General features: G+C 45.2%; 22 protein-coding genes. 5 read left to right on the top strand and 17 right to left on the bottom strand.

From position 1 onward, the window contains the following. Positions 1–8 precede the first annotated feature (8 nt). Positions 9–1157: an NADH:flavorubredoxin reductase NorW gene (gene norW, locus L3V32_RS12420; RefSeq protein WP_237284398.1), complete on the top strand. Its 1149-nt coding sequence runs from the start codon at positions 9–11 to the stop codon at positions 1155–1157. 44 nt (positions 1158–1201) lie between these two features. Next, positions 1202–1540 carry a DUF1971 domain-containing protein gene (locus tag L3V32_RS12415; RefSeq protein ID WP_006742231.1) on the top strand — a complete coding sequence of 113 codons (339 nt, stop codon included), beginning with the start codon at positions 1202–1204 and terminating at the stop codon, positions 1538–1540. A 129-nt stretch (positions 1541–1669) separates the two neighbouring features. On the opposite strand, the gene manA is transcribed toward L3V32_RS12415, so the two are convergent. After that, positions 1670–2902, bottom strand: a complete 1233-nt coding sequence (gene manA / locus L3V32_RS12410) for a mannose-6-phosphate isomerase, class I (protein ID WP_237284397.1) — start codon at positions 2900–2902, stop codon at positions 1670–1672. 78 nt (positions 2903–2980) lie between these two features. Then, the gene (locus L3V32_RS12405) at positions 2981–4888 is read right to left on the bottom strand and encodes a fructose-specific PTS transporter subunit EIIC (RefSeq protein WP_237284396.1); all 1908 of its coding nucleotides are present in this window, start codon (positions 4886–4888) and stop codon (positions 2981–2983) included. 385 nt (positions 4889–5273) lie between these two features. On the opposite strand from L3V32_RS12405, the gene L3V32_RS12400 reads away from it, so the two are divergent. After that, the gene (locus tag L3V32_RS12400; RefSeq protein ID WP_006742228.1) at positions 5274–6116 is read left to right on the top strand and encodes a helix-turn-helix transcriptional regulator; all 843 of its coding nucleotides are present in this window, start codon (positions 5274–5276) and stop codon (positions 6114–6116) included. Between the two features lie 34 nt (positions 6117–6150). Here L3V32_RS12400 and L3V32_RS12395 read toward each other — a convergent pair whose 3' ends face one another. Both L3V32_RS12395 and L3V32_RS12390 read right to left on the bottom strand, forming a co-directional pair. Beyond that, positions 6151–6927, bottom strand: a complete 777-nt coding sequence (locus tag L3V32_RS12395; protein ID WP_237284395.1) for a PTS sugar transporter subunit IIA — start codon at positions 6925–6927, stop codon at positions 6151–6153. An 8-nt stretch (positions 6928–6935) separates the two neighbouring features. After that, complete coding sequence (locus L3V32_RS12390; RefSeq protein ID WP_005463048.1) at positions 6936–7238, bottom strand: PTS fructose transporter subunit IIB; 303 nt, start codon at positions 7236–7238, stop codon at positions 6936–6938. Between the two features lie 267 nt (positions 7239–7505). Between L3V32_RS12390 and L3V32_RS12385 the strand changes: the two genes are divergently transcribed. Continuing rightward, positions 7506–9377 carry a fructose-specific PTS transporter subunit EIIC gene (locus tag L3V32_RS12385; RefSeq protein ID WP_237284394.1) on the top strand — a complete coding sequence of 624 codons (1872 nt, stop codon included), beginning with the start codon at positions 7506–7508 and terminating at the stop codon, positions 9375–9377. Between the two features lie 180 nt (positions 9378–9557). After that, the gene (locus L3V32_RS12380; protein ID WP_104970214.1) at positions 9558–10436 is read left to right on the top strand and encodes an NAD(P)-dependent oxidoreductase; all 879 of its coding nucleotides are present in this window, start codon (positions 9558–9560) and stop codon (positions 10434–10436) included. Positions 10437–10602: 166 nt separating this feature from the next. Here L3V32_RS12380 and L3V32_RS12375 read toward each other — a convergent pair whose 3' ends face one another. From L3V32_RS12375 to L3V32_RS12315, 13 genes are all read right to left on the bottom strand, one after another. After that, positions 10603–12042: a catalase gene (locus L3V32_RS12375; RefSeq protein WP_237284393.1), complete on the bottom strand. Its 1440-nt coding sequence runs from the start codon at positions 12040–12042 to the stop codon at positions 10603–10605. 289 nt (positions 12043–12331) lie between these two features. Further along, positions 12332–12949, bottom strand: a complete 618-nt coding sequence (locus L3V32_RS12370) for a glutathione S-transferase family protein (protein WP_006742223.1) — start codon at positions 12947–12949, stop codon at positions 12332–12334. A gap of 15 nt (positions 12950–12964) precedes the next feature. Further along, positions 12965–13999, bottom strand: a complete 1035-nt coding sequence (locus L3V32_RS12365) for an NADP-dependent oxidoreductase (RefSeq protein WP_006742222.1) — start codon at positions 13997–13999, stop codon at positions 12965–12967. 149 nt (positions 14000–14148) lie between these two features. Further along, positions 14149–14748, bottom strand: a complete 600-nt coding sequence (locus tag L3V32_RS12360) for a TetR/AcrR family transcriptional regulator (RefSeq protein WP_237284392.1) — start codon at positions 14746–14748, stop codon at positions 14149–14151. A gap of 50 nt (positions 14749–14798) precedes the next feature. Then, the gene (gene yqfB / locus L3V32_RS12355) at positions 14799–15119 is read right to left on the bottom strand and encodes a N(4)-acetylcytidine aminohydrolase (protein ID WP_005392475.1); all 321 of its coding nucleotides are present in this window, start codon (positions 15117–15119) and stop codon (positions 14799–14801) included. A 64-nt stretch (positions 15120–15183) separates the two neighbouring features. After that, entirely contained in the window at positions 15184–15582 is a 399-nt protein-coding gene (locus L3V32_RS12350) for a VanZ family protein (protein ID WP_145472147.1), read from the bottom strand. Between the two features lie 2 nt (positions 15583–15584). Next, positions 15585–16892, bottom strand: coding sequence for an oligosaccharide flippase family protein (locus L3V32_RS12345; RefSeq protein WP_225461268.1), 1308 nt, complete (start codon positions 16890–16892; stop codon positions 15585–15587). Positions 16893–16900: 8 nt separating this feature from the next. Next, positions 16901–17932: a glycosyltransferase family 4 protein gene (locus L3V32_RS12340; RefSeq protein WP_237284391.1), complete on the bottom strand. Its 1032-nt coding sequence runs from the start codon at positions 17930–17932 to the stop codon at positions 16901–16903. Continuing rightward, positions 17929–18762 (bottom strand): putative capsular polysaccharide synthesis family protein, encoded by an 834-nt coding sequence (locus L3V32_RS12335; protein ID WP_237284390.1) that lies wholly within the window; start codon positions 18760–18762, stop codon positions 17929–17931. Before L3V32_RS12335 ends, L3V32_RS12340 begins: the two co-directional genes overlap by 4 nt. A 15-nt stretch (positions 18763–18777) precedes the next feature. After that, positions 18778–20031 (bottom strand): O-antigen ligase, encoded by a 1254-nt coding sequence (locus L3V32_RS12330; RefSeq protein ID WP_237284389.1) that lies wholly within the window; start codon positions 20029–20031, stop codon positions 18778–18780. Next, positions 19997–21049 carry a glycosyltransferase gene (locus tag L3V32_RS12325; protein ID WP_237284388.1) on the bottom strand — a complete coding sequence of 351 codons (1053 nt, stop codon included), beginning with the start codon at positions 21047–21049 and terminating at the stop codon, positions 19997–19999. The genes L3V32_RS12330 and L3V32_RS12325 overlap by 35 nt, the downstream gene beginning before the upstream one ends. Positions 21050–21051: 2 nt before the next feature. Further along, positions 21052–21861 carry a putative capsular polysaccharide synthesis family protein gene (locus L3V32_RS12320; RefSeq protein WP_176319697.1) on the bottom strand — a complete coding sequence of 270 codons (810 nt, stop codon included), beginning with the start codon at positions 21859–21861 and terminating at the stop codon, positions 21052–21054. Then, positions 21839–24019 carry a polysaccharide biosynthesis tyrosine autokinase gene (locus L3V32_RS12315; RefSeq protein WP_237284387.1) on the bottom strand — a complete coding sequence of 727 codons (2181 nt, stop codon included), beginning with the start codon at positions 24017–24019 and terminating at the stop codon, positions 21839–21841. The genes L3V32_RS12320 and L3V32_RS12315 overlap by 23 nt, the downstream gene beginning before the upstream one ends. Positions 24020–24025 lie beyond the last annotated feature (6 nt).

The following is a 24025-nucleotide window of genomic DNA, read 5'->3' as shown; positions in this document are numbered from 1 at the left end:
GAGCTGTGATGCAAGCACCAATAGTAATCATAGGCAGTGGCTTTGCTGCCTATCAACTGGTTAAAACTGTGCGTCGAATGGATGCACAGGTGTCAATTCAAGTATTCACCGCTGATGACGGTGCGGAGTATAACAAGCCTGATTTGAGCCATGTGTTCAGTAGAAAACAGACCGCGAGGGATCTGGTGGTAAAAACGGGAGAAGCGTTTGCCCAAGAGCACCATATCGAGTTATTAACCCACACTAAAATTGAGAGTGTGGATACGCAAGCCCAACAAGTGGTAGCAGATGGACAAGTTTATGCGTACTCCAAACTGATTTTTGCAACGGGCGCGAAAGCCTTTGTTCCTCCAATGCGAGGTGATGCTTCTGGCGATGTCCTAACGCTCAATTCGTTACAAGAGTATCAGCTCGCAGAAGAGCGAATCAGTCAAGCAAAGCGCGTAATGGTTATCGGTGGTGGTTTGATTGGCGTTGAGATTGCAATGGATATTGCGAGCAGCGGCAAAGCCGTTACGGTGGTTGAATCAAACCAACGCTTGCTTGCCAATCTTATTCCTGAGTTTGTGGCGTTGCCTCTGGAAAGCCAACTTAAGCAGCAAGGCATTCAACTGGCGTTGGGAAATGGGGTTGTTGAGGTGAATCGTACCGCCGATTCGTTGGTGGCGACTTTGAACAGCGGTGAAGTGATCGATACTGATGTAGTGATTTCTGCCGCTGGCTTACGTTCAAACACTCAATTAGCGAATGCTTGTGGATTAGAGGTTGGGAAAGGCATTGCTGTCGACGCTAAGCTGCAGACTTCTGCGAACAATGTATTCGCTCTGGGCGATTGCGCCGAGATACAAGGGCGCATGCTTCCATACCTTCAGCCAATCGTGTTGAGCGCTAATGTTTTAGGTAAGCAGTTGCTTGGGCAGGAAGCGCAATTGAAGTTGCCGCCAATGATGGTAAAAGTCAAAACGCCGAGTTACCCAATTCAGCTTGCCGGGGACTTCAGTGCTGTCGCGAATTGGAATGTGCAGATTTCTCAATCTGGCATCGTAGCAAAAGCTGAAAATGAACAAAGCATATTGACAGGGTTTGTTGTTACGGGCGAGCAAGTGGCTCAGGCTTTTCCGTTACTGCGTGAACTGTCTCAAGTCGCGCAATCGTAACTCGCTTCAAGCAGCACAATTTTATATTCAAAGAGGGTATAACCATGTCACATCTTCGTATTCCGAAAGACTGGACGGTTCAACGTTCGACGCCATTTTTTACCAAAGGCAGTGTGCCTCCAGCTCTTCTAACTCATCACAACACAGCCGAAGGCGTGTTTGGGCAGTTATGCGTAATGGAGGGGCAAGTCACCTACTATGGTTTTGCTGATGAATTCGCGACAGAGCCTGAAATGGTCGTCGTGATCAACGCAGGTCAGTTCGCGACAAGCCCGCCACAGTATTGGCATCGTATTGAAATGAGCGATGATGCACAGTTCAATATTAACTTTTGGTCGAATAAAGATAAAAGTGGACAAGCGATGTTCCACGCTAAGCAGTAAACCTTTCTAGACAATTTGATTATTGCGTGAATTTATCGGGAAAGGCGCATATTAAGTAAAAGAGCAGAGACGTTTCTCTGCTCTTTTTTGCTTATTGGCAGTAACGACATGCAAACTTAATCAGCGATATTAACTGTAAGCCCGTGCAACGCGACCTTCGCAATTCAAGGTGTATTGCTTTGCGTAAGCCGGAATGAAAACAGATTGGCCTTTGTCTACTACACATGTTTTACCATTTGCGTGTGTAATCACGAGCGGGGAATCTAGCGGCAACAGGATTTCTGCGGTTCTTACATAAAGTGTTCGTTGGTTGGCCTGCTTTACAATCGCGAATTTGAAATCGTCGACGGGAACTGGGTATTCCAACATGTCGTCGATTTCATTTGGTGCGAGCAATAGGCTGTCGAATGGTTTTTCTTCGAAGCGTGTGCATGCAACGAGTTCTTTTACATCCATATACTTCGGCGTTAAACCTGCGCGTAGCACGTTGTCTGAGTTCGCCATGATCTCAAGTCCCGTACCTTTCAAGTACGCGTGTGGCGTTTCTGCATCCAAGAACATCGCTTCGCCTGGTTTCAGCGTGATGACGTTGAGTAGCAAGGGCGCAAACAAACCAATGTCGCCCGGGTATTGCGTTTCTAACTCCAAGATCAGGTTGAACAGAGGTAAGTCGGTGATGCGAGCCTGAGCCAATAGCACCGTCAACGACATCCCTTTCTGCTCGCCTTCTAGTGACAGTAGGCCCGAGAAGAAGGTCGCCAAGCCCGTTGGCGTTTGGTTTGCGATAAGATCATCCACCAAGCCTTGCAGCTCAGGAATCGCCAGCTCAGAGAAGAAGCTGATGATTTCACTTGTTGGGCGGAAGCCATTCATCGCTTGGTATTCGGTTAGCGCGTAAACCAATTCTGGTTTGTGGTTTGGATCTTTGTAGTTACGGTTTGCAGCGGTTAGGGGAATGCCTTGTTTTTCTTCCAGTGCAAAACCCAGTTCTGCTTGTTGCTTGTTTGGGTGCACCTGAATCGACAGCGCTTTCTCAGCAGCAAGCACTTTAAACAGGTATGGAAGTTCACCAAAACGGTTTGCGACTTCTTCACTCAGAAAAGCATTCATGTCTTGAGCAATCAGTGAAGAGAGTTTGGTCTCCTCGCCGTTTACCATCACCACTGAGCAACCGTTTGGATGCGCGCCCATCCATACTTCGGCTTGTGGTTCGCCCGTTGGGTTTTCAATGCCAAACAGTTGGTTAACAGAAGTAGTGCTGCCCCAAGCGTAGTTTTGAATCACGTTGTTCATCAGGAAAAACATCGGATGCTTAGCTTGAGTTTGAATCGTTTGTGTATCGGACATCGTTAAATCAGACATAGAGTGTCACCGTGCGAGAAAATCATGGCTTAGGCGACATTGCCCAAGCCATAGGAGCCATTTGGGGGAAGGGGATGATTAAGCGGCTGCTTGCATCATTTTTGCTTTACGCACTTTCTTCAGCGTTACACACGTTACTGCGGTAACCGTTGCGCCAGCTGCCATACAAATCAGAGCAAGGACGGGGTGGTTCATCGCACCAAGTAGAGCGACAACTGGACCGCCGTGAGCAACACTGTTAGTAATGCCGAATGAGAACGCCATTACTGCCGCCACCATTGAGCCAAGTACGTTTGCTGGAATCACTGACATTGGATCTTGCGCTGCGAATGGAATCGCACCTTCAGAGATACCAACCAGACCCATTGCACCTGCTGCTTTTCCCGCTTCGGTTTCTGATTCTTCGAACAGGTCGAACTTACGACCAAGTGCTGTTGCCAGTGCCATACCTAGAGGTGCAACTGGGATTGCACATGCCATCGCACCCATAAATTGAGTTTGACCGCTCGCAATCATGCCCACAGAGAATAGGAATGCGACCTTGTTGAATGGGCCACCCATATCGAAGCCAGCCATACCTCCAAGTACGATACCCAGTAGAACGACGTTACCTGTACTCATGCTCGTTAGTAGCGCAGTCAGGCCGTCCATTAGGCTTGCGATTGGCGCGCCGATAACGAAGATGAAAAGACCTGCGATGAACAACGAACCTGTGATTGGCGCAATCATGATTGGCACCAAAGGTTGAATGAATTTGTGGTAGTTAATCGACGTAATCCACTTCACGAAGTAACCCACAAGCAGACCAGCGATGATGGCACCGATAAAGCCTGTACCTGCGTCTGCGCCGTAGAAAGAACCGTTGTTTGCAATCCAACCACCGATCAAGCCAGGAGCCAGAGCAGGACGGTCAGCAATCGCGTAAGCAATGTAACCGGCTAGGATTGGGATCATCAGCGTAAAGGCAACCACACCGACGTTGAGGATTTGGTTCCACATGCTGCCTTCAGGGATGGCCATGCCGGCTTTACTTGGCTGACCGCCGATTGCAAGAGCAAGTGCAATCAACAGACCCCCCGTTACGACGAAGGGGATCATGTGTGATACGCCGTTCATCAAGTAGCGGTAAAGGTCAGAGCGAGCCTGAGAGGCTTTGTTTGCAACAGAAGTTTGCGCATTGCTGCTTGCTTCTGCTTGGTATGTCGGAGCACTTAACGCTTCATTAATCAGTCCTTGAGCATCGCGGATTGGGGCTTTTACGTTGGTTTTAACCACGCGTTTGCCCGCGAAGCGGTTCATGTCGACTTGCTTATCACATGCCACGATGATTGCGTCTGCACGCTCGATTTCTTCTGCGGTTGGGCTGTTTTTCACACCGATTGAACCGTTCGTTTCAACCTTGATTTCGTAACCCATCGCCGCTGCACCTTTCTCTAACGCTTCCGCCGCTAGGTACGTGTGGGCAACGCCAGCAGGACAACCAGTAACACCAATGATGAAACCTTGGTTTGCTGGAGCATCTGTCACTGGTTGCGGTTCTTCTTTAGCAAGAAGGAGTGCCAGTGCGTCGTGGCTGTTTGTTGCGCCTAAGAACGCATCGATGAAACCATCTTCAATCAATTTTGAAGACAGTTCTGCAAGTACTTCGATATGGTGGTTATCGCCACCGTCTGGAGAAGCTATCATGAAGAACAGTTTTGAAGGCAAGCCGTCTTCCGCGCCGTATTCGATACCTGATTTGCTTACGCCGATCACAACCGCTGGTTCAATCACAGCGGCGCTTTTCGCGTGTGGAATTGCCACGCCATCTTCAAATCCAGTATTTCCTAATTCTTCACGTGCTTTTATATCTGCAAGAAATTGTGTTTGGTCAGAAATACGACCTTGGGCATGAAGAACGGCAACCAGTTCTTTAAATACGTCTTCTTTTGAAGACGCTTTAAGATCAAGCTTAATTAAGTCTTCATTTATTAGTTTGGTGATCATTGTAGAACCCCTATAAATATAATTTTTATTTCAGGGATATTTTTAAATTAGTGAGAAAAAGACTGTAGTGAAGAAAAAATGCATTTACTGGAGGATTGTAACCGACTAACTATAGTGTGATTTAGATCGTTCACTGGACAAATCTAGCTGCATATCTGTGACATGATGGATAAGAAGCTAAACGATAAGTGAAATGTGGCCTCGCTCCCACTTGAAAAGGGATTGAGTGTTGTTGATAGAGTTTTTTTTACTGGAGATTTGATGCGTTAACTGGATTTTTGTAACATTAAAATGGAAGTGTGATTTTGCTCAATAGCACAAAAGTCCAGTCCGGTGTATATCTATAGTAAATAGCATCATTGATGCATATATAGAGTGTGAGACAATGATTTTTCATGATTTAATTTCAGCGGTATTAAATGAAAGAGAGCCATTTCATAATATTTGGTTTGCAGGAGATTTTCATACGCCGCCTGAATTTAGCTATCAAGTTAATTTCCCTCGCCTAGAGTTAGTTCTGGATGGGGAATATATTAATGAAATGGAAAGTCATGATCGAAAAGTAACGCACATCGTTGCTAAAAAAGGCGACGCGATATTTATTCCACCTAACTGTTGGAATAAACCAGACTGGGATACCGATTGCTCAGTGTTAAGTATTTTGTTTGGGCGTCGACAACTTGGGTTGAGTTTGGTGAGCAAACGCAAAGGTGAGGCAAACTTTTATGATATTCAAAAGCATAGCATCCAAACGCGCTCAGGATTTGCGATAGATAACATCTTAGAAGCGTTGAGCTCACTGGCTCGTGAGAATACTAAAAAACCAATGGATGAGCTTTTACTGCAAGCATTGCTGCAATACGCGAAGACGATGTTGGATGCGCCAGTCGAGCAGCAGTCACATAGCCGTGTGCAAGATCTCTATCAAGGGATCTGCATCTACATTCAAGAGAACTTCCATCGCCCAATCACGCGTGACAGCATTGCGTCGAGATTCAGTATTTCCTCGAACCATTTGTCGCGCTTGTTCCGTCAGCAGGGGCACATGACCTTGGCAGACTACATTACTTGGGTACGCGTGGATCGCGCGAAGTTTATGCTCAAGAAATACAACTTCAAACTCAATGACGTGTCAGTGCGCTGTGGATTTAAAGACGTGAACTATTTCTGCCGAGTATTTAAGAACCGTACAGGCAGAACGCCGACGGAATATCGTGGTTCGATTTAAGCCTTCAGTCAGAGAGCGTAAATCATAGAAAAGTTTAGGCAAGCAGCCTCGACATGGCGTACATCAGCAGCGCTTGTAAGTCGACGCTGCTTTTTGTTAGTAGTAGGCGTTCCGCCATTTGATCGGTAAGCAGATTTCGTGTGAGGTTAGTGGCCGCAATGATCTGTTCTCGGGTCGGCTTTTCTGGAATCACCAGTGCTATAGCCAGATGAACATCACCCATCTTCGAAGCCCAATCCATCGACTTTTCATTCGCAATAACGGCAATGGAAATATGGTCAACACCTGAAAACATCACATGTGGGAGAGCGATCCCCGGAGTCACGCAAGTTGATGAACGTTCTTCACGTTTAATAAAAGCAAGAATCAGTTCGTCGGGATGAATGGGGTGGATGAGCTGAGCTAGTCCTTTAAGGCATTCAAACTTGGTGAGCTCGGTATGCGCTTTGGCGTACTGCCATTTGATTTCACAAGGTGGGCAAATTTGTGGTAAACGCTCGGCCAGTTGGCTAGAAAACTCATAGTTGATATGAGAGCCCACCACAGTAAAGTGCTCAGCAATCATGTCTTTGATGACGAAGCAGGCCAGCTCTGCGTCAATGCCAATCGCTGTGATTTGACACAAATCACCTTGTTGTAGACCTGCTTGCAAAATCGCCACGGACTTGGTGAGTTCCGCAACACGATTTTGCGTTACATTAATGATATGTAAGGTACTTTTGAACTTCTTTGCCACTCGATTGAGTGGCTGAGCAAGGTGTGCACTGGCATTTGCATTATCGACGAAAAAGGTGATTTGGTATTCGTTCATCTGCAAATTTAGTCGCGGCAGTGGACGAGGAATACTTTGTCGACGTTCAGCAAAACCTCTTCAATGGGGATTTGAATTTTGCGCGTCCCTTCGAATCGGCCTGGTTGTTCTATCTCAATATCCGACACGATCAAAACCCGATCCGCTTGAGCGATATCGTGAGGAGTGAGCTGATTTTCTATCCCCATCGCACCTTGCGTTTCTACTTTAATTTGCACGTTATGTTTTGGCGCAGCTTTCATTAGTGCATCTGCTGCCATATAAGTATGAGCGATGCCTGTAGGGCATGCTGTCACCGCTACGATTTTCATGTTCTATCCATTTTATTTTTTGTGGATATTAGCACAGCCACCGCAGATTGAATTGATTTGAGCTGGATTAACGCAAGAGCTCTATCACAGTTTGAATCTCATGTTACATTAATCCAGTTAATGCACTTTTAGTCCTATATATCAAAGGGGAGGCACTGGTTAATCTATGCCCAAATAAAATGAGTAGGAACGCATACGAGCCAGGGGACCCTGTATCTCAAACTCACTTGGGTATATATTCGAGCGTGAATATTGGAAGGTAAAACAATGGACATCACAAACCTAATTGAGCTGGAAACGATATGTTTAGATCTAAAAGCTCAAACCAAAGATGAAGCGCTCAAAGAGCTGGTCGAGATGCTAGAGGCCGCCGGCAAGCTCAATAGTCAAAGCCAGTTCTTGGCAGATATCTGGAAACGAGAAGAGATCGGTAACACAGGATTTGATGATGGTATTGCGATCCCTCATGCCAAAAGTGATGCTGTAGCGAAACCGGCTGTCGCGGTCGGGATCAGCCGTAATGGGATTGATTATGGCGCCGAAGATGGCGAGCTGTCCGATGTGTTTTTCATGCTGGCGTCCCCAGATGGTGATGATCATCATCACATTGAAGTATTGGCACAAATTTCCACCAAAATTATCGAAGACGGCTTTGTTGAAAAGCTCAAGTTGGCTCAATCGCGAGAAGAAGCGCTTGAGATGCTGACTGATATTCAAACCCAATCCAATGAATTTCTCCCAACTTCTTTAGAATTTACATCAGAACCCCTAAGCCCTTGGGCGCAAAAACTTGGTCGCATTAAAGAGCACCTGCTGTTTGGCACATCTCACATGATCCCGTTTATCGTTGCGGGCGGTGTGTTGTTGTCGTTGTCGGTGATGATCTCTGGTCACGGTGGTGTACCACAAGAGGGCATTCTGGCCGATATTGCCCAAATGGGGATTGCTGGTCTGACATTGTTTACTGCCGTTCTTGGTGGTTACATTGCTTATTCTATTGCCGACAAGCCGGGCCTTGCGCCGGGTATGATTGGATCTTGGATTGCGGTAAGTCATTACAATACGGGTTTTTTAGGTGCGATTGTGGTCGGCTTTTTTGCTGGCTTTGTCGTTTGGCTATTAAAGAAAATTCAGCTACCAGACAGCATGAGTTCGCTTGGCTCGATTTTTATTTATCCGCTAGTCGGTACGTTTGTTACTTGCGGCGCGGTGATGTGGGTGATAGGTGCTCCGATAGCCAGCGCAATGACCACCATGAACGAGGTGCTGACGGGCATGGCGGGGTCAGGCAAAGTGATGCTCGGAACTGTGCTTGGGGCAATGACCGCGTTTGATATGGGCGGCCCAATTAACAAAGTGGCGACGTTGTTTGCTCAAACCCAAGTGAACACGCAACCATGGTTGATGGGCGGGGTCGGTATTGCGATTTGTACGCCGCCATTGGGTATGGCACTAGCCACGTTTTTGGCGCCGAGTAAATTCAAGCGAGATGAACGCGAAGCGGGGAAAGCCGCAGGTATTATGGGGATGATCGGTATTAGCGAGGGTGCGATTCCTTTTGCCGCTGGCGACCCTGCACGAGTATTACCCGCTATTGTGGCGGGTGGTATCGTTGGTAACGTGATTGGCTTTATGTTCCACGTAATGAACCATGCACCGTGGGGCGGTTGGATTGTTCTCCCTGTTGTGGATGGAAAAATTGGTTACGTCATCGGCACGATTGCGGGCTCTGTTACCACGGCGTTGATCGTGATTGCACTAAAGAAAACCGTCACCGAAGATGAAAGCTACAAAGGTCATTCTCAAGTATATGGTTCCGTTCAAGGCGAAGGTGAGGCGGATGTTTTGGCGGTTACATCTTGTCCATCAGGTGTGGCACATACGTTCTTAGCGGCGAAGTCATTGGAAAAAGCAGCGTGTGCACTCGGCATTAAGATTAAAGTCGAAACCCAAGGCGCGAATGGCGTCATCAACCGAATTACCGAGAAAGACATCGAGAAAGCGAAGTTTGTGATTTTTGCTCACGATGTGGCGATTAAAGAACCGGAACGTTTTCGAAAGATCCAAGTCTTGGATGTCAGTACCAAGGATGCCATGTTGAACGCTACGGCTTTGTTGCAAGCTCGTAGAGTGTCTTAACATTTAACTTCTGAGAAATGTCTCCTCGATGACCCTGATGAATGCTTTTGGTATTTACTCCGACATCGCGGTTCGCTTTTATTTGTGCCGCGAGTGAAGGATAAATCACGAGTAATGTTTTCAATTCTTTAGTAGCATGCTACAAAACATTTCAGTCAGGTGAACTAAGGGAAGCGTGCAATGGAAAAACAACGAGTAGCATTTATTGGTTTGGGTGTTATGGGTTACCCAATGGCGGGCTATTTGAGCAAAGCGGGATATGAAACCAAAGTATATAACCGCACTAAAGCCAAAGCTGATAAATGGGCTGCAGAATACAACGGTATTGCGTGTGAGACACCGCGAGAAGCGGCAGAAGGTTGCGATATCGTATTTACTTGTGTCGGTAATGACGATGACGTGCGCAGCGTTGTATACGGTGAAGAAGGGATTCTAGTCGGTCTAAAAGCAGGCGCGGTACTGGTTGATCACACCACGACTTCCGCTGATTTAGCCGTTGAATTGGCCGATGCTTGTACCAAATATGGCAATCACTTCATTGATGCTCCGGTATCTGGTGGTCAAGCAGGCGCAGAAAATGGTGTTCTAACCATCATGTGTGGTGGTGAACAAAGCATTTTTGATCGTGTTGCTCCAGTGATGGACGTATATGCGAAGCAAATGACACTTCTGGGTGAAAATGGCCAAGGTCAACGTTGTAAAATGGTAAACCAAATCTGTATTGGTGGTGTGCTTCAAGGCTTGAGCGAAGCGTTGTTACTTGCGCAGAAATCAGGTTTGGATATTGAACAAGTAGTTGAAACACTCAAGCACGGTGCTGCAGGGTCATGGCAAATGGAAAACCGCGCCAAGACGATGGCGGAAGATCAGTTTGATTTTGGCTTCGCGATTGATTGGATGCGCAAAGACTTAGGCTTCTGTCTGCAAGAAGCAGAGCGAGTGGGTCTGGAGCTCCCACTAACTAAAAAAGTGGATGAGCAATACGCAGACCTTCAACGCGATGGTTTAGGTCGCATGGATACATCTGTTCTGATTAAAGCCGTGGCTAAGAATCAGTAGTAGATAAACAGTTCTTTGGTATCAAAGAGCTTGAAGAAATTTAAGTTGATCACAATCGTTCCCCTTGAACATTAGTGTGTGACTAACGAACTTGAATGAGGAGGTGCTTTGGGGCACCTCCTTTTTTATGTCTACTTATCACAGCATTTGCTGGTGCAGTGTCCGTTTACTTGTTTAAGCCTAGCGCAATCTCAAGGCCTTTGCCGTAAGCTTCGTCCGCTTGGTAGGCGTGGTTAACGTGACGTTCTTTGATGAAGTCTGGCACACCATCCATTGCACGAGCGGTGTTGTCGAACAGAGTTTGACGCTGTTCTTCGCTCATAAGACGGAATAGGTCACCCGCTTGGCTGAAGTAGTCTTCGTCTACACGGTGATCGTAATGATCAGCATTGCCGTTGATGCGTAGAGGTGGCTCAGAATAATCTGGTTGCTCTGCCCATTCTTGTTTGTAGTTTGGCTCGTAACCTAGTGTTGAACCAAAGTTGCCATCAACGCGCATTGCGCCATCGCGGTGGTAGCTGTGTACCGGACAACGAGGCGCGTTAACTGGAATTTGGTGATGGTTTACACCTAGGCGGTAACGCTGCGCATCTCCGTATGCAAACAGACGGCCTTGCAGCATTTTGTCTGGCGAGAAGCCAATTCCAGGAACGATAGCTGCCGGGTTAAATGCGGATTGCTCAACTTCCGCATAGAAATTTTCTGGGTTACGGTTCAGTTCAAACTCGCCTACTGGGATCAATGGATAATCTTTTTGTGACCATACTTTTGTTAGATCGAACGGGTTAAAGTTCACTTCATCCGCTCCTAGCTCAGGCATGATCTGTACGTACATCTTCCATTTAGGGAAGTCTTGACGCTCAATCGCTTCGTAAAGGTCACGGTGATGGCTTTCGCGGTCTTTACCTACGATCGCTTCTGCTTCTTGGTCAGTCAGGTTTTTGATGCCTTGCTGAGTTTTAAAGTGGAATTTCACCCAGTAACGTTCGTTTTCTGCGTTGATAAAGCTGAATGTGTGGCTACCGAAGCCGTGCATATGACGGTAAGACGCTGGAATACCACGATCACTCATAACGATCGTAACTTGGTGGAATGCTTCTGGTAGTGATGTCCAAAAATCCCAGTTGTTTGTCGAGCTGCGCATGTTGGTGCGTGGATCGCGTTTCACCGCGTGGTTTAGATCTGGAAATTTTAGTGGATCACGGAGGAAGAACACTGGCGTGTTGTTACCAACCAAGTCCCAGTTGCCTTCTTCGGTGTAAAACTTTAGCGCAAAACCACGGATGTCGCGCTCTGCATCTGCGGCACCGCGCTCCCCCGCAACGGTGGTAAAGCGAGCAAATAGTTCGGTCTTTTTACCAATCTCCGAGAAGATCTTCGCGCGAGTGTATTTTGTGATGTCATGAGTCACAGTAAAGGTGCCGTAAGCGCCTGAGCCTTTGGCGTGCATACGACGCTCAGGAATCACTTCGCGGTCAAAGTGTGCCAGTTTTTCAAGGAACCAAACGTCTTGCAGTAGTTGGGGACCACGAGGACCTGCAGTCATCACATTTTGATTATGGGCGACAGGACAGCCTGCGGCGGTGGTTAATTTCTTATTTGTCATTTTTCTTCCCCTCCAGGGATCAATACCTTAGCAACTGAAGAGAAGATTATTACGGAAAAGCTGGAAGCAAAAACTGATACTGCTTATCAATTCAATAGGTGGTAACGATGATGAAAAGTAACTTAGAATCAAATTCTTAGCTGATTTTTATGATTGGTTTATTAACGTATTGGCGAAAAGGGTAAAAAGAGCACGCTGGCATTTGCATGAATTGCGCTTTGTTGACAAGGCTAATGTCGGAAATCGCCCCTTTGATATCGCTTTACTGAACATCAAAGGGGCGGAATGATTAGGAGTACTTCACTTCAATTTGCTCAGCTTTTTCAAACGCTGGATGCGTTGCGAGTTGTTTTCCATAACGCTCAATATTCGGGAAGTGACCAGCCAAACCGAACTTATGCACGAGCTCGACAATAAATGACATCATGATGTCTGCGCCAGTTAAACGTTCTTCTACTAGGTAAGTTTTGCCTTCTAGCGATTGCTCGAAATAACCCAGAACGTTCATCGCTTCTTTGTCAGCATAGCCTGATAGAAATTGAGTTTCGTTTGGCTCTTTGCTAATAAAGATTTTTAACAACATTGGTAAGATTGCTGAACTTTCAGCAAAGTGCATCCATTGTAGGTACTCAGTGTGCGCCTTCGTCCCACGCTCAGGAGCCAACGCACCATCACTGTACTTCTCAATCAAATATTCGGTCATCGCGCCAGATTCAATGATGAACTCGCCATCATCTTCAAGCAGGGGCGATTTACCAAGCGGATGAACGCTCTTTAGCTCAGGCGGTGCCATGAAGGTCACTTTGTCACGAACATAAGGCACGATTTCGTAATCCACATTTAGCTCTTCAAGTAACCAAATGATGCGCTTTGAGCGAGACTGATTGAGATGGTGAAGTTTAATCATTTATTTATCCCTTCCTTATAATGGGTCGTTAATCTGTACTACAAGCTTGCCGAAGTTCTTACCTTCCAACAGACCGATAAATGCTTCTGGTGCATTCTCCAGTCCTTGTACTAGATGTTCACGGTATTGGATCTTTCCTTCTGCCAACCATTGATTAATATCTTGCGCAAATTCACCGTAACGATGTCCGTAGTCATCAAAAATGATGAAGCCTTGCACCTTGATTCGTTTAGTCAGCAGCTTACCCATTAATAATGGAAGATGGTCGGTACCTTCAGGCAGTTCTGTTGCGTTGTACTGAGAAATCAAACCACAAAGTGGGATACGTGCGCTGGTATTCAGAAGTGGCATTACAGCTTCGAATACTTTGCCACCTACGTTTTCGAAGTAAACATCGATACCTTGGTCACAGGCGTTTTTCAACTGCTCTGCAAAGTCGTCAGCTTTGTGATCAATACATTCATCGAAGCCAAGGACTTCTTTGGCGTAACGGCACTTTTCTTCTCCGCCTGCAATACCAACAACTCGGCAACCTTTGATTTTGCCAATTTGACCAACGGTCGCGCCCACAGGGCCTGTCGCGGCCGCTACCACAATGGTTTCACCTGGTTTTGGCTGACCGATATCGAGCAAGCCCATATACGCGGTAAAACCTGGCATGCCAGCAACACCTAGAGCGTATGATGGGTTTTGTGGTTCTTTGCCAAGTTTAATCACCATCTCACCAGTTGAGATGGCGTAGTCTTGCCAGCCAACAGTGTATGCAAGAACCCATTCACCCGCTTCATAATCTGGGTGGTTCGATGCTTCTACCTGACAAACTGTGCCAGCGATCATTACGTCATCAACCGCAACAGGATCGGCGTATGACTCGGCATCGCTCATGCGACCGCGCATGTATGGGTCGAGAGATAAGTAAACGGTTCTCAGTAGCATCTCACCATCTTGAGGAGTCGGTTTCGCCACTTCTTCTAGACGAAAGTTTTCTTTTGTTGGTGCACCGTGGGGACGTGACGCGAGTACGATTCTGCGATTTGTTGCGTTAGTCATATTTATCTCACTTATTGATTAGACCGGTCGTCTAGTTTTGATTTCAAAATATCCCGCTCATAGAGCGGGAAGGTGTATTGTGCAATCACAGGAGTTATTACCAACTGTGAAACACATGTAGGGTGTTCATCTTACTTTTACGCTACCTACTATGGGCAAGTTCGCGTGTTTTGCAGTAGATGTTGAGTATAGGTCAGACTTTGCGTTAATGCTGCCTGATCTTGATACAGTTTGTTCAGCAAGCTTGCGCCGTTCCAAAGGTAGTATATCTGCCTTGCCAATAAAGCACTGTCACCATTTGGGATAGAGCCATCTTGAATGCCTACGTCAATGCAATCCGCCATTGCTTGAATGGTTTTGTCTGCACCTTGGCGTAACGCTAGACGCATGGGCTCTGAGAGATCGGAGACTTCCGCACTTAACTTGACCAACAAACATTTGTTCGCATTACATACGTCGTCTTCTACTTTGACCATTTCTTCAAAGTAGCTCATCAGGCGTTGGTAGCCATTCAGATCGGTATTGGTAAAGCGTGCGTTTAAACGCTCAAAATACTTAGTAAAGTAGTCTTGAATCATCTCTTCACCAAATTGTTCTTTGGATTTGAAGTAATGATAAAACGAGCCTTTCGGCACCGCGGCCTTTTTTAAAAGCTCTGAAAGGCCAACACTCGTAAACCCTCGGTTTACGATTAACTCGTATCCGACGTCGAGAATATGTTGGCGTGTGTCGTTCGTCTTTGCGTTCATGAAGCGTACTATAGAATGAATTAGACCAGTCGTCTAGTGTTTGTTGTGGGTTATTTGATTAGCTCGTACTCAATCACAAATAGCGTGTCGGTGTTTGGGTAGATTTCTCGAATTAACTGCTTGAGTTTTGGCAGTTCGATGGCTTCTTGTTCAGCATGAAACTCATTGATATCTTCAAAGTTGAGTGGTTCTACAGAGCGTATTTTGATGTTGCAGACTTTACGATCCGTCTCTAGCGTAAAAACTTCGACTTCTGTATTTGGAACGTAGTGGCTTTCTGATTCATCTCGAATCGTAATCGTTTTTTTGCCTGATGTGATCAACGGGGTTAAGAATTCAAAAAAGGTAATTTTGGTTGGGTGAGATGACATGATGTACTCGTTAGTCTGATTGTTTGGCGTAATTATATACCCAAATAACCTTGAGGTGCTTATTTCAAGAGAACGAGCGAGTGCGCAGGACGCGAATCAACTTGGCACTAAAGTAACCCAAGATAATGCCTATCCAGTTGGTGCTGAGATCATCAAAACTAAATGAGCGACTTGGAATAAAAAGTTGGCTTATTTCTTCCATTGAAACGATAGCCAACAGCAGTAGCAAAAGGCGGATGCCAAAGACGTCGGCTTTACTTGAACTTACTAAAGAGGGGAAGGTGAAGACCGATAAAAAGCCGATCAATAAACTGAAAGTAAAGTGAAGCGTACTCGATCCACCTAAGTAGGTTTCCATTTGCAGGTAAGTGGCATGGTGTAAGTCAGAGCTTTTCCACAAAGAGAGTGAAGCCGTAAGCGTCAGAACGAAAACAAAACTTATCCGTGTCAGTATTGAAACCATAATTAACCTATTGGAAAGAAGCCTAAGTAACGTTTTACAAAGTACAACGCTGCTAGATTCTGAATTGCCATGCCAATTGCCATCGCCCATGCTGCACCAATAACACCGAACGTTTGGCAAAGCGCAATGAGCAAGCAGATAGAAATTGTGCCGGAGGAAATTGTAATGTATTTCATGGTTCTTTCGTGACCGCTCATGAGTAATAAAAAACCTACAGAGCCAGTCGCAACATTGACTAACTGCCCTAAAGACAGGACGACTAACAGTGGCGCAGCAGCAAGAAACTCTTCACCAAAAAACTGCATCACAAACTCTGGGAATAGAGTGCAAATAATCACGGGCACAATGGCCAAACCAACGTTGGCTCGGCAAGCTAAACGGCTAAGGCTTTGCAGTTTGATCATTTGACGTTCTTTGTAGAGAGAGGCAAACATAGGAGCGACCACAAAGTTAATGGTAATCAGCACAAAGCCAATCAGCAGTGATGTACGTTGAGCTGCGGCTAATAAACCGAGTTCCGCTGTTGAGATAAAAAAGCCCGCAATGACAAGGCTTCCCCATTGAAGGACGTTCGTGAAGATACTGCCAATCCAGACTTGCTTGGCAGAAGCGACCATTTTTTTGTTTGGTACGAAAGCTGATGTCTGATACTGACCTGAACCTAGCCAATTAACACTGGATATTACCGCGACGCCCACACTCGCCAGAAGCAGTGCGGTCATCAGATTGTTGATATTTTGCTGACCGATATAGTCCAAGCCAAAGACAAAAAAGACCATCAACATACTCACGCCAAGCTGTAAAGCAAACAGTGATGACACGACCTTTCTACATGCTTGAAGCACACGACTGTTGGTCTGTGCAAGCACCAAAAACGGTATGCAGAACAAGCCTAAAGTAATCGCATGCATTGGCGATTGGGTCTGGTTTAGCTGTTCAGGAAACAGATTAAATCCTACCAACAAAACGGCCATGGCTAGCAAGCAAAACGCCATACTTCGATAAAGTGCCGTTTTATAGTTGTGGCTTTGTTGAAGTGTCTCTTTGTTGTTAAAGGCGATCGCATTGTAGCGAACTAATGAGACATCAAAACCTAGCTGAGAAACGATCGCGAGTAGTGAGACTAGGTTGAATAAAAAGAAAAATTGACCGGAAGTCGAAGCGTCACTGGTCTTTGATACAATCAGTGTCAGTAAAAAAGCAAATAGCGCACTCAACACACGCGTGATTGCGGTTTTCAATCCAGTAGATAGCAAGCTTTTTTTACCGCTGGGCATCAACAGTAATTTTTGTTGAATAGTGTGAAACATAGAGGTATTTAACCGTAAATATTATTGAGTGCGAGGCGCTGTTTTTCTTCACTGAAAGCGTCGTTTAACGCTGTTGTATATTGGCAAAAATCAATTTCATCATAATAATTGACACAGTGCGCGATCTGCTTGGCCATTTCTTCAGGTGTTAGCGCTAAAAATGGGTAGTTGAGATCTTGGGTCGCGCCGATAGTTCGAATCACCATAGGAAGATGTAATTTGGCTGCTTCTAGAATAGTTAACGGCATCCCTTCCCATGCTGCAGTATGTAAGTAAAGGTCTGAACCCTTGAGCTTTTTAACCACCTCATCACGAGGCAACATGCCAGTCACATCCACATTTTCTGTACGCAATTTTTGTTCAAGTGTGTAGTCACCGCCACCTATCCAAGTGATATCTAATGGGCGGTTAAGCGCATATCGACTAAGGTGTTGCAATGTGTCGATGAGAAATTGTGGATCCTTTTGGGGCGCAACACGACCAAGCACAACAAGTCGCAGCGCTTCTTGTCTGTTTCGCCCTAAACGCTCTTCACTTTGATAAGACACGTAGTTATTGAGCAGCTCGGCACGTTTCGCACCAATGCTAATGGCTAGGTCACATTCTCGTTGGCTACAGCCTGCCACCACATCAATTTTGCTTAGTTTTACTTTCTCTAGCGCTTTATAGAGCTGGCGCGCGAATTCGGAGATATCTTCACGTTCGAAAGCATAACAGTGCGGAGTGTAAACCAAGCGCGCCTTGCCAAGTTTTAGAAATCGCCCGAGAAATCCCGCTTTACTCGAGTGCAAATGCACAACGTCAGGCGCAAGTGATGCAATCATGTGGTTTGCATCGCGAACAAATTGAAGTAAGCCGCCTTCCACCCATTTGGTCTGTGTGAAAATATGATGGTTGTTCTCATTGGTTAAGTCGTTTTCTCGAGCTCTGGCTAGCAAGAAATGTTGATAGGGCTCATCTCGAGAGGAGTGAGCATAACTATAGAGGGCTGTTTGAACGCCACCTCCGAAGGCTTCTGTAATATGGAGCACTTTTTTCATGATGATTTTGTTCCTGCTGTCTGCATCCATTTATGCTTGAAAGCATCACGTTCTTGTTCTGAATAAACGTGGCGATATAAGGGAAGATCGTACATATAGAACAGCTTTGAAAAGTCGTAGTGATGCTTAAAGTGCTGGTGGATATTGGAGTACCACTTGTTTTTCGCTTCATTGCTGTTTTTCAGCACGAAGTCTTGCAGCCCGAGAAACTCACCAATTTCTTTATCGAGAGAACTGAGCTTTTCGCATTTGATTAGCATGACGTTGGCTTGCTCGTTCTTGAATGTGAAGAAAGGTTGAGTGTTGTCCAGTTCTTGACGCATCACATCGATATTGAAGTTACGTTTTAACTCGTTGTCGAACCAGTCCGCAAAATAGTTGAGATTGATATAGTTATCGAAACAATGTTCGAGGTGCTGATACGTGACTGCCATATCTCGGTGAATTGCGTCATTCTTTTTGCCTTCGATAAATTGCAAATGGAGGTCTTGAAAGAAACGAGAAAAGACTGTTGCGATTGGATCGCGGACCAGTGTGACGATTTTGATTTGTTCGCGTTTTTGTAAGATACGTTTTCGTTGCTTGAGCACTAAGCGGTAGAGCGCACGGTTTTTGAAATCGAAAAATTTACTCACGTCTTTTTTATTGTGATACATGTGAAATTCTTCGTGATCATCAAAGGTGTGGATGTGATAGCTTGGGATATTTCTTTCTCCCAGCGTGTGCTCAATTGACGATGAGCCAACTTTGCCCATTTGGTAAACTAAAACAAAATTGTCAGCTTGGAGTTCTCGGTTCTTGTCAAATTGTCGAGAGATTGAATACTTCATCTATCCTATCCTTGATTATTCAAATTCGTGGTGATGGTTTACCGGAAAAGTATGAGCAATGGTGTTGACCTTTGACTCGCGGCTCATGCTTATCATGACGGGTAATAAGAGTATTAAAATGATGGTGGTATTTACCGCAACGAAGAACACCATGATGAGGGCGTATATCGCGAGTAAGAGGCTTTTCCTGTTGTCATTGAGACTACGGAAGCAAAAGCGAATAAAAAGAAAATAACCACCAAATAATAGGGCGATACCGAGCAACCCGTATTCAATTGCGGTATCTAACACAAAGTTGTGGGTGTAGATCGCCAGCTCATCATAGTTAAAGTAACTGATCATAAAGTTGGGCAGCATCTTCGCGCCGACACCTAAAATAGGGTGTTGAAGTAAAATATCTAACCCATTGGCAAGTAAGAGTTTTCTATGAAGGTTCGACACCCAGCGAGCTTCACTTTGGTTGGCAAATAAGACGTCTTCTTGGGTTATTTCCAATGTGTCTGCTAACGTTTCAAACCCAACATAGAGTGTAGTTGCGACGGCAGTGAACACCATAAAGCTTAAGGCCAATAAAATGGTCCACGTATACGTTTCATTAAGCGATTTTCTCATCAGGTTTTTTACGAGCAGCTGGTCAAAGAAGAAAAGCAGACAAAAACCAAGTAGTGCTTTTCTTTCTTGCGACAACACCAGTAATACCAAAGCAACGAGCATCAAAAGGTGGAAAGCGCGAATTTTATCCCGATAAAGGTACAGTAGTGAGCAAAGTACACCGAACCCGTATTTACTTACCCCGAGTAACTTAAACCCGCTTTGATAGCCTTGAGCAAAGTGCCATAAGGCAACGAGCGTACAGATGAAAAACAGCAGATAAGTGAAATAAACCATTACCCATTCATCATCAAACACGCCATAGGCGTACATTAGGCTAAGCAAGCAGAGAATCGCCAGCCATTGCACGGTTTCTATAACTAGCGGCATTAGGGGGACGCGATTTAGCAGGCCATTTAAGAACACATACCCAGTGAACAATACGAGGAACCCCATGCAGGGATGCATGAGTTTTTCAGCTTTTCCTTCCAATACCACTAACGCTGTAAAACCAATGGACAAAAGACTTACGATGTCTGATGGTGCTAGTGCTATTCCTCCAGCACGAAACTTCATAGGAATAAAGAACAATGCTAATAGGCATGCTGCAAACCATGAGGCTCGATGGCTCGATGGCGCGGAGCTATTTGTTGGTGCAAAGCTGCTGGTAGATTCCATAGTAACCTTCACGAAATTTATCGATGGTGTAGAGAGAGGCCCTATTGACTGAGTATTGACTTGCAGCGTCATACCGCTCAACACTTTCACACAGCTGGAGCACTTTCTGGCTCAGCTCATTTGAGTTACCAACCTGAAATAAATATTCGGCACGTCCGGTGACGTCATCCAAACCGGGTACGTCCGATGATAATACGGGTAAGCCTGCTGCCATGGCCTCAACCGCCGCCAAGCCAAAGCCTTCGACATGCGATGATTGCACGTAAATGTCCATGTCGTTCAAAAACGCTGGAACATCAGAAACTACCCCATGAAAGTGAACACGTTGCGTGACGTTGAGCTTTGTTGCCAATGCTTGCAGTGGCGATTTTTTTTCGCCATCTCCAGCAAGATGGAGCTCGTATCGTCTTGGTAAATGGACAAGTGCTTGGATAAGCGTTTCATGATCTTTATGTTGGTGAAGTCGGCCCACCATTCCAATCTTGATGACTGGTTTGTCGAACAGGTGGCTGGCGCTCTTCGGCATCATAGGAAACCTTTTTAAATCAACGCCATTGTGCACCACGTGATATTTATGTTGGTAGCGAGGCATGAACTTCACCAGTTCATCTTGTACTTTTTCACTAATACTGACCGTCAAGTCGTGGCCCCAATATAAGACGTACTCCATGAACTTAAACAACGGATAGTCACGTCGACGGTTGTAAGAGCAGTGCTCAGTCTGGATTCGTTTTTTACCTACCGCCAATAGCGCTAGATAAATGGAAGGGTAGAGGTGCCCGTGAACGACATGCGGCCAACGTAGCAAACAGTATTTCTCACTCAATGACAAAGTGCGCCAGTTAAAACACTCTATCCCTTGGGCGGATAGCGTTGGTAAGTAATCATTTTCATCACACAAGACCAAAATTTTGATTTCGTATTCAGGCTTATGTTCTAAAACAAGGTCGACTAAGAACTTCTGAGCACCGCCGTTCTGAGAAAGATCATTAATAATATGTAGAATCTTGGTTTTCATGATTAATTGGTCAGATATTGCTGTTTAAGGTCGGTGATTTCTGCATTTGAGAAAAAGTGCTTCGTCAATTTAGAATTCAGCATTTCTTCAACGTACTCGGGTGTAGGTTGAAATTGCGTTTTGAATTCTTTCATTAGTGGCGAGTACCATTTGTTGTCTGACTGATTTTCATAAACGACATCCACGGGGTAACCTAAAAAGCCTTCGACTGCGGAGTTAGCCTGCTTTAGCTTGTCACTTCGAATGACCAACAGTGAAAAGTTATTGTTATGGTATGTCTGATAGCCTACTTCGTGATTAAAAGGTTCGTTAAACACATCAATCCCTGTTAGTTGTTTGATTTCGTTGTCAAACCACTGCAGCGCATATTGATGATTCATGTGCTTATCAAATGCCTCTTGGAGTAACTGCGGACGTTCGGTACGGATTGCGCTATCATCTTTTAGGTATTTGTCCGCCATCCAAAACGGAAGTGCTTGAAAGAACATTGAAATATTTCGTCCGATCGGTTCACGCACCAGTGAGATAATTCGAACTTTTTTCTTGTGCTTTAACATACGGCTCATCGCTATGCGCTTGAGTCGTCGCTTTAACGCATTGATCTGAGGTTTATGCAATTGCGCTCTAACAGGGGATATCTGTTTTTGCGCATCGACAGTCATAAGGTCGTGCAAGTGAATCGAGTTAGGAATGGAATGTTCTAATGCACTCGAACCTACTTTGCCCATTTGATAGATCAATACCGGTTGTTCTTGGCTTTTCAACGTTTGGTACCAAGATGCGTTTGAGTTAGTAGGCGTATTTCTGGACATAAAGCGTTTCTCCTTCCTTAGTCTTGGCTTGTGTGATTAAGACGCCAAGAGATGGAACTGAGTGTTGTATTTGTTTAGATAACGCAAGGTTAACCAGTGATGATTTTGTCGATTCTGAGCGAATGACGGTAATCAGACCATTGGCATACTGACCAAGAATAAGTGCATCACTCACTGACAGTAGGGGCGGTGTATCGATAATGATCCGGTCATACTTATTTTGAAAATGTTCGAGCAACTTTTTAAAGCGTTCAGAAGCTAGCAGTTCCTGTGGGTTTGGCGGAATTAGGCCTGCCGGTAATACATCTAAGTTGGCTTCTTCTATATGTGTAACACAATCTTTGATTGGCGTATCCATAGTCAGGATATGCGTTAAGCCTGGGCTTGATTCAGCAATACCAAACCGTTTTGCGATGGAAGGTCGGCGTAAATCGCAGTCGATGATCAACACCTTTTCCATTTTTGAAAACGACACCGCCATATTGATACTGGTCGATGTTTTTCCTTCTTCTGGAATGGCAGAAGTAAAGGGCAATATCTTTTGCTTAGTGTTGGTTAGTCTGAGCAGAAGCGAGGTTCTGACGGAGCGACAAGCTTCACTAAATAGCTTTTCTTCATCATCTAAATACGCGGTATAACTGACGCCGTTTTTACGCAAATTGCGTTTTTTGACCATCGGAATCACGCCTAAACACGTAACACCAAGTTTTTCCTGCACATCGGCTGTGCTTCGGATAACTTCTCGCAGAGTTTCTAAGATGATGACCAGCGCACAAGCAATGGCAAAGCCAAAAAATGTGGCAATCAGTACCAGTTTGATTCGTTGCGGTGCTACCGGAAATAGAGGGATGATGGCTTTGTCAGTAAAACGTGCAGTGACATTTTTGTAGTCGCTGGTGGCGTTGGTCTCTTTCTCACGATTTAAGAACGCTTCATAGAGTGCCTTATTGGATTCAACCTCGCGTTTTAACTGTTCGTAACGCGCTTTTTGTGACCCTAACGATTGGAAGTCCGACTTTTTGTGATCGAGTTCTGCTCGAAGCATGTCCTCTTGAGCCTTTGCAGCAAGAAGGTCTTGTTGCTTACTGAAGGAAATGTCACGAATGAGTTGCTGGGTTCTTGCTTGAATTTCAGAAAGCTGCGCTTTCGCCTGAATCATTCGGTCATGCTTGGGGCCGTAGCGCTGTGCCAGCTCAGAGAGATTTTTGGCTGCTTGGGCTTCTGATAATTTTAGGTCGCGGATCTGCGCTTGATTAGCGAATTCATCAATTGACAGCAAGCTGTCTAAACTTTGTGAAGATTTACGTCTTAACAGTTGGATTAACGTCTGTGCTTCAATACGCTTATTAACAGCGACATTCAGCTTGCGAGTGAGTTCTTCTAGCTCATTTGCGTAAATTTCATCAATACCGTTTATATCGATCAACCCTTCTTTTAACAAGAACTCTTGCAGCGCTTGCTCAGAGTTACGTAATCGCTCCTCCAATTTTTGTGAGTTATTTGTCAACCAAGTAGCCGCATTTTGTGTAACGACCAATTTGGCTTCAAAATTTGCGTCAATGTAGGCTTGGCCGACCGCGTTAGCGATTGTCGTAGCAAGCTTAGGATCGGTAGAACGAAAGCGAATTCTGACTAATTGGGTGTTACGTACTGGCTCAATATCGAGTTTACTTCTGAAAGCTTGAAGCGCTTGATAATAGGACTCTGAAAACTGGGCAGTTTCTTTTGGGCTTGGTGCCACATTCAGTAGGTCTTGAACAAAAGGGATCGACTTTATTTGGTCGATCTTTTGATTTAATCCACCTGAGCGTGTGAACTCCGGTAGTTGAGTTAGGTTCAGCTCTCTAATGACCTTATCTGCGATATGATTCGATTTTAAAATAGCGATTTGCGTTTGAAAGTACTCTTTTTTTGTCGTGTCGACGCCATATACTTCCTCGATTGAAAGGGCGCTTTTTTGTTCTTCTTGGATGAGTAGCGTTGCTGTAGCTTGGTATATCGATGCTTTGGAGTAGATATACCAAGTACAAGTTAATGAAAACAGAAGCGTGAAAGCTGCGATGCTTAGCCAATTCTTTTTAATCGCTTTGAAGTGATGACCAAAACGAATCAGTTCTACTTTGTTCATCTGGAGATTATTTGGATGAGTCCCGTTCATTTGATT

Origin of the sequence: Vibrio sp. J2-4 (assembly GCF_021728155.1) — a bacterium.
In the GTDB taxonomy this organism is placed as follows: domain Bacteria; phylum Pseudomonadota; class Gammaproteobacteria; order Enterobacterales; family Vibrionaceae; genus Vibrio; species Vibrio diabolicus.
This window is presented reverse-complemented; position numbering and strand designations above follow the sequence as displayed.